Consider the following 14416-nt stretch of genomic DNA (forward strand, 5'->3'; position numbering starts at 1 on the left):
TTAATAAAAACGGTAATGAAAGAGCAAGAAGTTGCTTTTACAATTATGTATAACCGGTATCAACCATTAATGTTAAAATTTGCTATAAAGAAATTCAAGTGTACACAAGAGGCTGAAGATATCGTTCAAGAAATATTTACCTCTTTATGGCAAAGAAGAGAGTTGCTATCCAACGAATTTCCAATCAAGAACTATTTGTTACGTGCTGTACAACTACAATATGCTCAACGCTGCAGGCATTCAACTGTCGTGAAAAAATATATTCAATATAAATTAGGAAAACTATCAGAAAAAAGTCAATCGTCAAAGATTGAAAACAAGGAGCTGGAAATACAAATAAGATCAGCAATAAACAAGATTAGCGCTCCTGCTTGTCGAAAAATATTTGAACTGGCTTTTCTGGAAGAACAAAATTGCAGTGAAATTGCAGTGAAATTGAATATAAAAACCCAGGTTGTAAGAAACCAAACCAGCAGAGCACTAAAAATAGTACGAGAAAAATTAAAACAGGTAGTATAACTTAAATCAAATCATGCTTAAAAAATCCGATAAATATTCTCTAAATATTAATTATTCCTAGGATTAAGAAGGTTTTGTAATCCAAAAATATAATATTTTTAATACAAATTAAGTACCTATATAATGCGAAATAATCAAAAACTCTAAACTAACATAATAAACTGTAACACTTCATAATTCCTTGAACCTTTCCCAAATATCAAGTTCAAGTCCACTAGTATATAAGCAACATTAAATCTCAGGATTCCTAGGAACAATATTAATATTAGAATTTGATTATATTTTTTCTAATGAAATTACCTATCATTTGAAAATTTTCCGAAAAAAATTAACCAAAAAAATCTATAATTATGACGAAAGCAAGAATAATTTTTTCAGCAATGTGCACATTAGGTATAACCGGAAGCATTTTCGCTTTCAAAATATCCCAAAAGAATCATACAGTACTTCCTTATTATATAACAACCGCATATTGCGCAGCAGCAAATTTAACCTATACTAATGGAACCGCAACTACTAAAATAAGTGAACTATATAGATATTTCACACTTGAAAAAGGTGCTAAGGCTTGTATTGGAGCCAGGATAATTCATGGAGTCTAATTTCCTCCGATATTAAATAAGAAAAAATATATTAGTGTAATTAGGGCTTAACATGCCGTTAAATCCTAATTATAATCAACAACTTGCAATTAATTATAACTACTATCAACAAAATTCTAGTAAATGACTTTTCGCTAAGTCACGATAGTAATACATCATAGTAGAATAAAAATTCTATTTAGAAGGCAATACTGCACTAATAATTCAGCTATTAATAATTTTGAATAACTAACATAAAAACTTAATTTCATACTGTTAACTTTCAATTTACGATGGATACTTATGCCATGTAGATTTCTAAACATAAATAATCGTTAGCCCGTATAAGAGTATCCCCATTCATCATTAACTGATATGAAATCCATATTGAGTAAATATGCCATCATCCTTATGATTGTTATCTTCCCTTTCTTTTTAAAAGGTCAAAATATAACAATAAAAGGCAGCTTAAAAGATTCTACAAATCTGAGTATAGCAGGAGCTAATATTTTGGTAATTAGCGCTTTTGATTCCTTACATACGGTAAGTGATGAAAATGGATTATTTCAATTCAATAAAGATAATTATGCACCATTCCAATTAAAAATATCTGCGTTAGGCTATTCCCCTTTGACTAGAAATTTTGAACCTCCAACTAATGTCTCTACCTACATTATTCCTGCTATACTATTAACATCATCATATCACTTATTAAAAGAGGTAGTTATAAAAGGCAAGAAAAGCGTTGCCATCCTAAGGGGTGATACTATTGAGTATAATATAAATCAATTCAAACTTAAGGGAAATGCGGTATTGAACGATCTTTTAAAAAGATTACCAGGTTTAATTGTAAATGCCGATGGATCTATAACGTTTATGGGAAAATCAATATCCCAAATACGTATTAATGGTCAAGATTATCCGCTAAAAAATGTTCAGGCACTTATTAACGTCTTATCAATTGAAATGCTTGAAAAAATCCAATTAATTGATGATTATGGTGAAATTGCTCGTATTACCGGAAGAAAGGATGGAGAGGCTAAACCAATCATAAGCATTGAAACTCAAAACACAGTTAAAAGAAACCAACAATTCAAGATTAAAATAGGACTGGGAAATAAAGACAGATATCTCTTGTCTCCAGTACGTACAGATATTACTCCCTCACAACAATTCTTTATATCCGGGAATAGCAACAATATAGGATCTGGATTCGACAACACCACCAACAATGCAAACATTTCATTAGTTAAAACCAAAAAAAAATTATCCATTAGAATAATTACGACCTGGGATAAATCAAAAATAAAGAATGAGGTCGAACAATTTGTTCAAATGGAAACCAATTCAGGAAAACAATATATCAATAGTAATAGTAAAAACTATTTATCAACTAATGCATTTGCTATTAATACTGGTTTTGATTATAAATTTAATAAACAATCAATCTTAGGATTTAACATTCGCAGCGGCTTAAATTCTAATAATTCTCAAAATTTCTTTGCAGCTTCTCAATCAGGATTACAAACAGTAATGCAACAACAAAATAATTATTATGAAGAGAAAACTCCCTATTTAGCGAACTCTTCATATTTTGTTCATAAATTCAATAAAACAGGTCGTGTCTTTACGATCAGAGAATACTTAAACTATCAAACAGTTAATAGCAATACAGTTAATGATAATAAACTACAATTTACTTACGCTGATGGTTCAAGTAAAGATTCTATTTTAAAACAGAAGATTGTCCCAAAAACTCAAAATTTCATTTTAGATATCCAATCCTCCTGGATTGAACCAATAAACAATTACTCTGATGTTGAAATAAAATATAACTTAAATCAACTAAACAATCACTATTCACAAAAAACATACTATGAATACTCTAACCAGAAGTTGGAATTAATTGATTCTTTAACTAATGCATATAAAAATAAAACTACTCAGAACGAAATTAGTGCCAGTTATAAAATTACATCAAAGAAAATTGAGCTGATTTTAGGAGGGAAACTTCTGCTTTATAAAATAAACAACAAAATTTCTGCTCAAAAAAACTATAAAACAATCGGTAATATTTGGTTCCCGTTGCTCCGACTTCAAATGCAAACTGGCCAGTCCTCAATGATTGTAATATCAACTAATTCAACTGTTGAATATCCTAATAATCAGCAGTCCCAACTCATTCCAAATAGAACAAACATCCAATTTCCAATTTTTGGCAACCCCAATTTAAAAGCGGAGTCAAATAATGCAATTAATTTAGAATTTCGTCATACTGGAATCAATATAGTTTTACTAAATATAAAGACCAATCTGATTAAAAATCAGATTGTCACAAATACAGTAGTTTATGAAGATTCATCTAATAACATAATTAATGAAACGCATTACCTAAATTTAAATGGTAATTACTCCTTCAATTTAAATGGAGGAATCTCCAGATCACTGAAAGAAGGGAGATATATGCTTTCCTGGGATTTTTCGAGCTCCCTGAAACATAGTAATATTTATATGAATTATATACAGAAAGAGACAAATAACCTCATCTTTAACAGCATTATTAAATCAGGATTTTTCCCCAATTGGGCAGAATTAAATGCATCTATTAACTACACGTATAACAGAAATAGATATCTCGTTACAACAAATAATATAATTAATTTTTCTACATGGAACTTTCAACTTAATGGAAAATTTTTCATCTCGAAAAATTGGGCAATTGAATTCGATTACCAAAAACAAATTAATCAAGGATTAAATAGTTCTATAACGGCCAATCCTATAACTCTAAATGCAGCTATAGAAAGGAAAATCTTTAAGGATAAAATTACTTGTAGGCTGGAAGGGCAAAATATACTCAACCAGGTATCAAACCTGACCCAAACAATTTCAAGTAACTCTATCACACAAACTCGTACAAATCTTATAGGCAGCTTCTATTTATTTTCAGTTGTACTAGACCTCAAAAAGGTTAGGTATTCCAATTAAAATCTTGCATAAATATGAACTTTAATATTATTGATTTATCTAAGTCAATTCAATACAAAAAACATTAAGCCAACGAATTAAGCCTATTATTAAAGATCAATTTTATTTGATTTTATAAAATATTACCTATCTTAGAAAAGTAACACCCCAAATAGTTACAAATCAGAAAATACACAGCAAAAAGCGAAAAATAAATACCTCAATATTCACGTATGGAGCTATTTTCATTTAAAGAAAATGAAGTAATAACATCCTGGTACCATGATAAACCTCAGGAAAAAGGACTTGAAATAATTCAAAAAGAAGAGTTTTCTGCTTTTAGTTTAAGAGGTAACGATGCTGTATCATTTTCAAGGGATGGTAGCGATCCGAATATCAATTCTGCCGATATGGCTAATCAATTCATGGTATTCCAATTCTCTTCTGCACCAGATGGCCCTAGTATTCTCGAATCGTCACAGGTAAATCCTTCTGTAGATGGAACATCGGAAGAACCGGACGTTTTAATGGCTTTAGAAATGCTCTCTTTCAACCTGGGAACAAATGAAGCTGTCGATAAGGATACTAAAGCCACCATTCGGATAAATATTGGCAAAGACAGTAGCTCCAGGGATAAAAACTTTGATACAGCTTTTTGGAGTATTGCGGCCGGGCTGGATCTATTTAATGGAAAAGATAGAACACCCGCTAAAGATTTAAAAGCAGACTTTAAAAAAGCATTTAATAATCGCCCCATTGAAATACCAGGTGGGCTTAGCCAGATGACATTTGAAGTAGTTAAACACAAAGAGCCAGCCTGGTGGCAAAAGATTTTTAAATTCCTGGAGTCTGATACGGGCAAAAACCTTGTATCTACCATTGGATTCCCAGCCATTACTTCCCAGGCTATTACAATGCTAGATCAGTTGATGAATAGGCTTCAGGATAATAACCCGGAAGTGCTTTTTAAAAGCCGCCCATTAAGGTTAGCTTTAACCCAACAAGCCAAACATGATTTTACACAAGGCATAACCAGGATAAAAATGGGGTGTTTAAATCCTGGCTTTTGTGTACTAGCAAGGGGTAAGGATTTTCAAAAACTGCTAGATGCTGATCCGATTTATTACCCTACATATGGAAAGCTAGTTCCCGCAAGTGTCAATCAAGCCCAATTATTGAGTGGGAAATATGATGACCCACTTAAAGATGCCACTTATGCTATTTTCAAAGTAGGCATGAAAAAAACCAAATTAGATCCCACATTTAATTACAGCTGACATATGGACCTTCAAACTGCAATTAACCTTCAAAAAGCAATCACTAATCAATTCTTATTTTCCAGGCAAAGGCAGTATGCAATAGCTGGCGATGAAGATGATTTTCATTCCGCTGATGGGCTGATATACGATATTTTCAATGATATATTTGGAGTAAGTGTGGCTGGCTCAGATCAAAAGGGATATTATGTTGAATTGTTTTCTGAACAAAAGGATCTCTATTTAAACCCAATTAGAGATTATTATAGAGCAGGTCCTAATGATATCAGGCCATTTGTCACTTCCCCATTTGAATTAAGGTATAAAAAACGCCCCCTGGAAATTGGTTGTTCTGTCAGTCATCGGCTAAACAATATAAAAGGAACGCTTGGAGGTTTAGTTAAAGGTTTAGAGGATGGTCAGACATATATTCTAAGCAACCATCATGTACTTTATAATAGCCAGGATGTGGATGATAATTTTGTAATACAACCATGTACCCTGGACGGAGGAGAAGCTGGTGATACAATAGGCCTTTATTGCAAATCCCTGGCTTATTCACTATCTGAAGTAAATGAGCATGATGCTGCTATTGCAGGTCCTATTTCAGTGGATGTAAATTGGATTATTCCAGGTATAGCAGCACCTGTTGAGGGTTTGACTATTGCCAAAGATGGAAATAAAGTATACAAAATAGGAGCTATGTCGGGTAAAACATATGGCACAATAGCGAGCTCTTTAATTAGTGTCAAAGTAAATATAGATGGTCAACAATATGATTTTGCTAACCAAATACTCATAAAATGAACTGATAATCAATTCATTAACTCTCAACCCTTTTCCGAACCTGGTGATTCTGGGTCACTAATAATTGACCATGAGTCTCATTTTGCAGTCGGACTGCTTTTTGCAGGAAATGATAAAGGTATGACACTGGCGAACCCAATTGGACCAATAATGAATAAACTTAACGTCAGTTTTTAAGAAAATAAAGTAACTTTAAATCATGAGAATAACAGACGCTTCCCTGGAACTTTATCAAACTCTGAGGGCTTATGACGAGGTGGTTGGAACTGCTGTTGTGTCCAAAAATGACAAACCATATATTGTCATCTATTTGGAAAAAGCAACCAAAGCAATACTTGATAAAATCCCGCCTTCATATAAAGGCAACCAGGTAAAAACCGAAATTTCAGGATCTTTTTTTAGCTTTTAAGATCCACAACCCAATGCCCTTTAAAGTTATTTCAGCTGTAATTAAACAGTTACGTTAGTTTGTTGCCCATCATCTCCTTCTTATCTAATTAAGCTTTTCAATATTATAATTAATTAATGCCATTTGTAATGGTTGAATTGTAATCGTTTACCGTTCATCCAAAATCTGGGCACATTAACTTCGAGTTAACTACTCCCTATTTATTTATACATAGATTTGAATCGGTATCAACAATTGTCATGTAATCCTATACAGGGAGGGAAATTTCTATGTTATACAAACAAGATGAAGAACTACTGAGGGAAATACAGCAAGGGAATGAAGCTACCTTTGCAGATGTATACAACCACTACCAACCATTACTGCTACTAGAGGCTTATTATAAAATAAGGTCCTATCCAGAAGCTGAAGATATGGTGCAGGAAATCTTTACTTCACTATGGCAGCGAAGGAAAGAATTATCCTTAAGTATTCCATTAAAGCATTACCTATTTAAAGCGGTACACCTTCAATACGCTTATAAATGCAGGAAAAGCGAAGTAGCGCGCAAATTCATACAACATACATTGTATGTGTCAAGAGAAGCTGCCACTAATTATGTGCTGGAAAATAAAGAAATATACCGGCAAATAAAGGAGGCCATTGCATCAGTTTCTGCCCCCGCCACTCGCAGAGCTTTTGAGCTATTATATATTGAAGATAAATCGCATAAAGAGATTGCTGTAGATATGAATATCCAGCCACAGGTAGTAAAAAACCAGGTAAGCAGGGCCTTGAAAATAATTCGCTCTCACTTGAAAAAAGTAATATGAAAATGTTACTTTGAGGTGATATCAGCAATTTATCAATATCATGAATATAGACAATGACCTGATACACCGCTTGGTACTGGAAGAACTGGCAGGTGTTATTAGCGATGAAGACCAAGCTTACCTCAAAAAAACTATCCGGGAAAACCCCGAAGCTTTTAACATTTGGATGGAGACAAGATCCATTCTTGATACTCCCGATGTAAAAGCATTCCTTGAATCCCCCCGTCCAGTTGAAGATATCTTCCATGCGTCATTGAAGAAAAGGAATGGATTTGGACACTGGGGATTTTCTTTGAGTATGGCAGCGATATTAATAGCCGGTTTTTGCATCTTTCGTTTGTATTATCCTCCTAAAGCTGCTGTTCAAATAGCTATTGCTAAAACTGAACTAGTTAATAATAAGAATATCAAATTAGATCTACCAGGAGAAGGAACTGTTGACCTTTCTCAGCAACAAGGCAATGTGAAATTAAATGCTATTAGCTTAAATAATACGCAAAACTCACTCACCTATGATGCCGGGAAGAATAATTCATATAAATTGGCGACCTTAACTATTCCCGTTGGGAAAGACTATAAAATAACTTTGGGCGATGGAAGCAATGTATGGTTGAATTCCACTACTAAAATGCAATTTCCATTAAACTTTACTGATCATTCCAGGGATATTTACATTGATGGGGAAGCATATATAGAAGTAGCGAAAGATACTAAGCCATTTGTAGTACATCTACCAGGCTCCACTGTACAGGTATTAGGTACTGCTTTTAATGTAAATTCATATGATAAAGGGAATATCCAGGTTGCATTGGTAAGTGGCTCTGTCAAGGTGAATGCTAACAACGACACAGTTCAACTGAAGCCAGGGGATGAGCTTACCCTTAAGTTCTCTGCCCTAAACATTACACCTTTTGATGAACAAAACTTGCTAAGCTGGAGACAGGGGATCTATTTTTTCAACAATTCCCCAGTATCCCAGATTATAAAAGTCTTAACCAGGTGGTTTAGTAATGAAATTGTGATAGATAATCCTGATAGAAACAATATTCGATTTACAGGAATGATCAATCGGAATGAACCCATAGATAACTCATTGGATCTTCTTAAATCAACAAATGAGTTTGACTATTATAAAAAAGGGGATACTATTCACATAAAATAACCTGTTATTTCAAAACCCACCATCAATCCCCTTCATTTTAGCCGGAATTCCATCTCTCATCCATCTTGGCTCAGGCGCACCCTTTAAGTAATGATCAAAAAACTGCGTCATCCTCCTGGTATAATCAATAGTATTCTTCGGAATTAACACATGGTGACCTTCTCCATCATATTGTAATAACCAAACCTTCTTCTGCAATCTTCGCAATGACAGAAACATTTCCATTCCTTGGGTAAATGGTACAATTCCATCATCTTTATTACTCATTAATAACAACGGGGTTGTCACCTTATCAGCAAATAACACCGGTGAATTTTCAATGTATAAATCAGGCCGCTCCCATAATGTAGCCCCTATTCTATTTTGAGAATCCTCAAAGAAAAATTGCCGACTCTGACCTCCACCCATTATAGAATTATAATCACTGATAAAATCTGATAGACTGGAACCAGCTACTGCTGCCGCAAATCGATTAGAATGGGTGATTATATAATTGGTCTCAAATCCACTAAAACTATGCCCCTGTAACCCCATCTTGGTTGTATCGATCCAGGGAAATTTAGATAAATAATCAGCGGCACTCTCTACAGCCCTTAATGCACTTCTACCAGGATATCCTATTTCATAATCTATATCAGGTGTAAATACCAAATAGTCCCGACTTACAAACCAGGGAATATTCAATAATCCATAGGTATAACCAGGCACTTGAAACCTATTCAACTCGTCAGACATCCTTTCATAATAATGGAAAATGATTGGATATTTCTTAGTAGAATCAAAACTTCCAGGTAAATGCAATACCCCTTGTAATAATTTCCCTTCAGGTGTTCTCCAACTTATCAACCTGGTTTTCTCCCAACGACATGTTTCTTCAGGATTAACATTACTTATTTTCGAAAATGATATAAAGTCATCTGTATAATAATAATTAGGAGATTCTGTGGCACTATTTCTCAAGACTAAATAACGCTTACTATATTTCGCCTTTAATGGCGACATACCGCCCAAAACTACATCTTCCACATCATATATATAAGGTCCAATTGTCAACTTACGTAACGATCCAGGCTTCCCTATCTTGACGCTATAAAACCCATTGTCTTTAGTAAAATGATTGAATGCATTTAATATTATAGGTTCTGAAGGGTCAATTACCCGATTTCCCATCCAACACCTACCTATTATTCGAAAAGTAATATTATTACTTCTCCCAAATCCATCAGTTATACATACAGGTTGCCTCATTCCATTTGGGTCTGCTAACCAGATATCATAACGGTCATTTACTAAAACGCCAGTATTATTAGGTAACCAACCAGGAATGGAGATTTGCCTGGTATCCTGGGTAAATTTCAAAGCACTGTCTTCTAACGGAATTGGTAAACTAGCGGTTATATTGTTTAATTGATGAGTCAACAAATTATAGGTAAAATAATCTTTAGACAAGCTATCCATGCCCACCATGTAGGTTCTATCCGGCGAAAAACCAATGTTATCATATAGTTGTAATTTTATTCTCTTACCATTAAATACATCAATTAAAAAAATATTATTTAATGCCAATGGATTCCAACTTTGTTCAAAAGGATCTCCAATTCTATTATTAATAATACCAGGTCTTTCATTCCCTTCACCAGGATTTAAATCAATATGTTCATTTTCATATTGCAATCGGATAATTTCCTTATCAATAAAATTATAAACCAATACATAATCTCTCCTTCTTTTCTCCATCAGCTGTAAGGACTGTAATTGTTCATCCTTGTAACTATACACATCTACTAAAACTGAATTGGCTAAAGGCTTAGGCAATTCTTTATCTATTATCGTAAAAAATAAATGCTCACTATCACCACTAAATCCTTTAATCCCTGAAATATTAAACCTGGCATCTATTCCTGGGGTTTGATCATCTATGATTGGGATTGCCTTACTCATGCCATCAGCATAATAAAAAACCTGATGCAGATTATTGGGTAACAAAAAAGCATAGTGTTTATTACCAGGAGAGATGACCAGGTTACTTACATCACTCCCCTCCCCATTCCAGATGAGCTGTTCTGTACCTTTATTTAAATCGAAGATAGATAAAGAATAAACGGTAGAATCCTGGGTTGGCTTGAGCAAAACAATTCTTTCTCCATTTTCACTAGTCCAATAATTCCTAACCTTTCCCAATTTGATAATAGTTACATCCTCAATAGATTTAACAAATAATGAATCATTATTCTTTTTATAAATTAAATACTCATGATTATCTTTTGAGAAAACCCGGGATTCCTTCAAATTGTCAACATAGTGAATACTAAAATCCTTTAATGAAACTAAGCCAATGCTATCTTTCAATCTGACCACCAGGATGTGGCTATTGTCAGTAAATTTCACCATATCACCTCCTGCAATTACAAGCTCTTTCTTATTGCTAAGATTCTTTATTACCAACTCAGCATGGCCAGTTCTACCTTTTCTTTGAGTATAGGTAACATAATTACCATCATTACTGATAGTACCATTACTGACAGACATCCAATTGTCAATAATTGTACTATCGATTACATTTTTCTGCGCAGTGGCACCACAATAAATCAAGCTTATAATAACTGTTAACAACAACGATTTCATGTTTGAAATTTAGGGATTAATAAAAGAGAACGTGGTTAACTTATCCTGCTATTCGAATTAAACTTCAAATTAAAAATTATTACTTAAATATAATCTTTTAGGAGGTTATACTATACATCTATTCCCTCCTTATTAAACAAAAATGGAGCATTCACCCGTTCCCAGGTGAATGCTCCATTCAATTATTTTTTGCATATCCATATCCTTAAATATTCCCCCCTACAGCCAACTTCAACATAATCAACACCAACCTCATTTCTCCTCTCACATTCCCCAATCTCTTATTCATCTCACACGAAATCTCAAAATAATCCTTCTCCTGCACCACATACAATACCGCCATTTTCGCCTGCTCTGCCGGGTACAACTTATCCTCAAGCTGGTTAATCAATCTCGTTATATCCCCCCAATTAACCCTATTTTTATCCTTCTCCCCAACACAAGCCAACAGGGACCTGACCACATAAGGGCGATCTGCTATCGACCAACTAGTTTGTTCAACCGCATCAAGTAAAAATTCTTTAAGATCCACGATCTTCCGCATTTTCCTCCTATTATACCAAAATACGGCAAACATTTTCTCCACAACAATTGTCGCCTCATCCTGATCTTTCAAAATCATATAGGCTCTAATCCTTAATAAGGTGGCGTATCTATCATGAATCTCCTTTAATGCACTTTTATCACCATCGCAAAACCGATTAATCAAGTTAATTTCATTCATAAGAGATAAATTTTAGGATGAGCAAATAATCTGTAATAACTCCTACTCGATCTTATTTCCTGGCCGGGGAAGAAACATATAAAGCCATTCCCGCCACCGGTCCCAATAAATAGCCGCCATGACGTAACTCCATGGTTGAGCCACAAAACTGCTCTGCAACTGGAGCGTTCCGTCACACAACAGGGTATAACCTTTTCCATCAACCCGAATGCAAGCCTTAATTTTCCTACTATCCTTATCCACTGTTTCATAGAGGTAATCAACAATCTCTTCCCTGCTATAAAAAGATTCCCGATCATTCCATAATTTACTGAATGCCCTTTCTACGACTTCCGTAGCGGTATCCTCATCTTTTATCAGGGAATAGGCTCTCCCCCATAAATACTTAATACACATGGAATATAGCTCCATATGCGCATCAGGATTCCCTTCCCTAAATTGGGTAATAAATTCTTTTTCGTCTTCAATCATTGTAGATGATTTTTATTGAAGAAAAATTATCGATATGTCAAAGTCCTGGATCTCTCCACTAACACTATCTCGCTCTAATTAATAATTGCGGAAAAAAGAAAATCATAACATTTAAAAGATGAGTATTTTCTCTATTTAACAATATTATTTTTAGGTTGTGCTAAAATGGATAACATTCACATTATACAGTACTTAAAAAGCAATTCACATAACTTCACTCAAGAACATTTTAGTAAAAAAGCTGCCTGGCAAAACCTGAGTATTACCAGGCAGTGTAAAGCCCTGGTGAATCACTGGTCTTCATCATCATAAATGGTAAGTGTCGACCAACGGCTGCCAGTGGCTATTGTGTACGTGTAGGGGCCTCCACCTATTATAGTGATGGTCAATGTGACCCCTGTATACAATGGCCGCGTCACTGCTATAGTCGATTGGGTAATATCAGTAGGGAAAGTCCTATAAGGAGATAAGGTTGCATAAGTGAGCAAGCTACTCGCCCCCAGGTTAACGAATATCCCCGTTGTAGTTAAGTATAAATTACTCAACCCCCTACTTACTTTAAATGCCAGCAACCCATTTATTGCCAGGCAGATTACAATGAATAAAAGAAGAATACGTGCTTTTTTCATAACTCATATGTTTATGAAATAAAGGTATATACTCACCGATCGATGCAATTAGGACCCACTGCACCCAATTACTAGGTACAAGAATTTTCAGTAGCCTGTATTTTGCACAAGAGCGCGATCCAACTGCAGCTCATTTTCTGGAATTGGATACAGTTTTTTATAATCATCCCAATTACCTCCCTTCCATTTCGTCACTTCCGGCATTACTACTTGTAATCCTTCTACCCGCTTCAGGTCAAACCAACGATGTCCCCATTCTGCAAATAACTCCACCTGTCGCTCATGTTGTATCGCTACTGACAAAGCAGCGATAGTCGTATCCTTCATTGGTCCTAATCCAGCCCGCTCCCTAATCGCATTGATACACATAGCACTCGTTGTGCGATCACCCAAATTAACCGCAGCTTCTGCCTTGATTAAATATAATTCTCCCAATCGCAACACCATTAAATACTCAGGATTTAATTTTACCTCCTCATAAACCTTATATTTATAGGGATAATAATAAACACTATCACCCACTATTACCTTATTTGTCCAGCTGGTTTTTCTCCGATCCCCTTTTTCAAATACATTCATTAAATAAGGGCTTAGATATACAGGTCTGTCTACATTAAATAGTTGTCCATCCAGGGTATAATCTGCTACAACTGGCTCTAATTGCCATATTGCCTCCTTGCTACCTTGAAGAAACACATTCCCAATTGGCGCTAATTCAAATAACGAAGTATTGTTGATGACACTATCCGCAGCTGCCATTGCCTCCTGCCATTTTTTTGAATATAAATAGACCCGTGCCAACAAAGCATTCACGGCCCATTTAGAAGGCCGCACTCTATCTGTAGAGAGAGTAGATATATCCGCTCTCAAATACTGATCATTCATTAATTGCCTGGCTCTCAATAAATCATCCACCACCTGCTCATAGATTTTATCCACATTCGTTCTTGCCGCCAACTTATTATTTTGTGCATCCGGGCTTAATAATAAAGGTACATCACCAAACAGCCCCACGAGATAACTATAACAAAATGCCCTTATGAAATAAGCTTCTCCCATTAATTGACTTTTTACAGCCGGCGTCAGCGAATTTGAATTTCTAAGTCCTGCCAGTGCGCTATTTGCCACATAAATGTAATTGAACAATTTTGCCCATGCAGGCACCATCATTGGTGTAAGCGCATTTTGATAAACGGCCCTGAGCCCTTCATCACTATTCACTAACTTATACTCGTCTGCTGACAAACCTGCTATCAGCGATAGACTTTCATTACCAGTGGCCGGTCCTCCACTACTCATGGTATAATATAATCCCGTCATCACGCTCGCAGCCGTAGCATCTGAAGCATATACAGTAGCTGATACAATCTTGTCTGTTGGCAATCCTGCATCTAATACCTTTTTACATCCACAAAAAAATAACAGGAGAAATATAATTGTATAAAGACGCATGA

General features: G+C 34.9%; 13 protein-coding genes. 8 read left to right on the plus strand and 5 right to left on the minus strand.

Going from position 1 to position 14416, the window contains the following annotated elements; genetic code table 11:
* Positions 1-15 precede the first annotated feature (15 nt).
* The 8 genes from SIO70_RS00630 to SIO70_RS00665 all read left to right on the plus strand — a co-directional run bounded on the left by SIO70_RS00630 (position 16) and on the right by SIO70_RS00665 (position 8513).
* Entirely contained in the window at positions 16-519 is a 504-nt protein-coding gene (locus SIO70_RS00630; RefSeq protein WP_320578476.1) for a sigma-70 family RNA polymerase sigma factor, read from the plus strand.
* A gap of 350 nt (positions 520-869) precedes the next feature.
* Positions 870-1121 carry a hypothetical protein gene (locus SIO70_RS00635; RefSeq protein ID WP_320578478.1) on the plus strand — a complete coding sequence of 84 codons (252 nt, stop codon included), beginning with the start codon at positions 870-872 and terminating at the stop codon, positions 1119-1121.
* Positions 1122-1475: 354 nt separating this feature from the next.
* Entirely contained in the window at positions 1476-4088 is a 2613-nt protein-coding gene (locus SIO70_RS00640) for an outer membrane beta-barrel protein (RefSeq protein ID WP_320578480.1), read from the plus strand.
* Between the two features lie 212 nt (positions 4089-4300).
* Positions 4301-5344 carry a hypothetical protein gene (locus tag SIO70_RS00645; RefSeq protein WP_320578482.1) on the plus strand — a complete coding sequence of 348 codons (1044 nt, stop codon included), beginning with the start codon at positions 4301-4303 and terminating at the stop codon, positions 5342-5344.
* A gap of 3 nt (positions 5345-5347) precedes the next feature.
* Positions 5348-6130 (plus strand): hypothetical protein, encoded by a 783-nt coding sequence (locus tag SIO70_RS00650; RefSeq protein WP_320578483.1) that lies wholly within the window; start codon positions 5348-5350, stop codon positions 6128-6130.
* A 199-nt stretch (positions 6131-6329) separates the two neighbouring features.
* Positions 6330-6539: a hypothetical protein gene (locus SIO70_RS00655; protein WP_320578485.1), complete on the plus strand. Its 210-nt coding sequence runs from the start codon at positions 6330-6332 to the stop codon at positions 6537-6539.
* Between the two features lie 269 nt (positions 6540-6808).
* Entirely contained in the window at positions 6809-7351 is a 543-nt protein-coding gene (locus SIO70_RS00660) for an RNA polymerase sigma factor (protein ID WP_320578487.1), read from the plus strand.
* Positions 7352-7391: 40 nt separating this feature from the next.
* Complete coding sequence (locus SIO70_RS00665; protein WP_320578490.1) at positions 7392-8513, plus strand: FecR family protein; 1122 nt, start codon at positions 7392-7394, stop codon at positions 8511-8513.
* A gap of 9 nt (positions 8514-8522) precedes the next feature.
* Here the strand turns inward: SIO70_RS00665 and SIO70_RS00670 are convergent, their stop codons facing one another.
* The 5 genes from SIO70_RS00670 to SIO70_RS00690 all read right to left on the minus strand — a co-directional run bounded on the left by SIO70_RS00670 (position 8523) and on the right by SIO70_RS00690 (position 14414).
* Positions 8523-11138, minus strand: a complete 2616-nt coding sequence (locus SIO70_RS00670) for an alpha/beta hydrolase family protein (RefSeq protein ID WP_320578491.1) — start codon at positions 11136-11138, stop codon at positions 8523-8525.
* Between the two features lie 205 nt (positions 11139-11343).
* The gene (locus SIO70_RS00675; protein ID WP_320578492.1) at positions 11344-11862 is read right to left on the minus strand and encodes a hypothetical protein; all 519 of its coding nucleotides are present in this window, start codon (positions 11860-11862) and stop codon (positions 11344-11346) included.
* Positions 11863-11904: 42 nt separating this feature from the next.
* Positions 11905-12333, minus strand: coding sequence for a hypothetical protein (locus SIO70_RS00680; protein ID WP_320578494.1), 429 nt, complete (start codon positions 12331-12333; stop codon positions 11905-11907).
* A 290-nt stretch (positions 12334-12623) separates the two neighbouring features.
* Positions 12624-12962: a hypothetical protein gene (locus SIO70_RS00685; RefSeq protein WP_320578496.1), complete on the minus strand. Its 339-nt coding sequence runs from the start codon at positions 12960-12962 to the stop codon at positions 12624-12626.
* 87 nt (positions 12963-13049) lie between these two features.
* A complete protein-coding gene (locus tag SIO70_RS00690; protein WP_320578497.1) occupies positions 13050-14414 on the minus strand; it encodes a RagB/SusD family nutrient uptake outer membrane protein in 1365 nt (454 codons plus the stop codon).
* Positions 14415-14416: the final 2 nt, after the last annotated feature.

The organism is Chitinophaga sancti (genome assembly GCF_034087045.1).
In the GTDB taxonomy this organism is placed as follows: Bacteria; Bacteroidota; Bacteroidia; order Chitinophagales; family Chitinophagaceae; genus Chitinophaga; species Chitinophaga sancti_B.

What these genes read in the sequence shown, in the direction of transcription:
- SIO70_RS00630 (WP_320578476.1), top strand. Translation starts at nt 16, where the DNA reads ATGAAAGAGCAAGAAGTTGCTTTTACAATTATGTATAACCGGTATCAA.
- SIO70_RS00635 (WP_320578478.1), top strand. Translation starts at nt 870, where the DNA reads ATGACGAAAGCAAGAATAATTTTTTCAGCAATGTGCACATTAGGTATA.
- SIO70_RS00640 (WP_320578480.1), top strand. Translation starts at nt 1,476, where the DNA reads ATGAAATCCATATTGAGTAAATATGCCATCATCCTTATGATTGTTATC.
- SIO70_RS00645 (WP_320578482.1), top strand. Translation starts at nt 4,301, where the DNA reads ATGGAGCTATTTTCATTTAAAGAAAATGAAGTAATAACATCCTGGTAC.
- SIO70_RS00650 (WP_320578483.1), top strand. Translation starts at nt 5,348, where the DNA reads ATGGACCTTCAAACTGCAATTAACCTTCAAAAAGCAATCACTAATCAA.
- SIO70_RS00655 (WP_320578485.1), top strand. Translation starts at nt 6,330, where the DNA reads ATGAGAATAACAGACGCTTCCCTGGAACTTTATCAAACTCTGAGGGCT.
- SIO70_RS00660 (WP_320578487.1), top strand. Translation starts at nt 6,809, where the DNA reads ATGTTATACAAACAAGATGAAGAACTACTGAGGGAAATACAGCAAGGG.
- SIO70_RS00665 (WP_320578490.1), top strand. Translation starts at nt 7,392, where the DNA reads ATGAATATAGACAATGACCTGATACACCGCTTGGTACTGGAAGAACTG.
- SIO70_RS00670 (WP_320578491.1), bottom strand. Translation starts at nt 11,138, where the DNA reads ATGAAATCGTTGTTGTTAACAGTTATTATAAGCTTGATTTATTGTGGT.
- SIO70_RS00675 (WP_320578492.1), bottom strand. Translation starts at nt 11,862, where the DNA reads ATGAATGAAATTAACTTGATTAATCGGTTTTGCGATGGTGATAAAAGT.
- SIO70_RS00680 (WP_320578494.1), bottom strand. Translation starts at nt 12,333, where the DNA reads ATGATTGAAGACGAAAAAGAATTTATTACCCAATTTAGGGAAGGGAAT.
- SIO70_RS00685 (WP_320578496.1), bottom strand. Translation starts at nt 12,962, where the DNA reads ATGAAAAAAGCACGTATTCTTCTTTTATTCATTGTAATCTGCCTGGCA.
- SIO70_RS00690 (WP_320578497.1), bottom strand. Translation starts at nt 14,414, where the DNA reads ATGCGTCTTTATACAATTATATTTCTCCTGTTATTTTTTTGTGGATGT.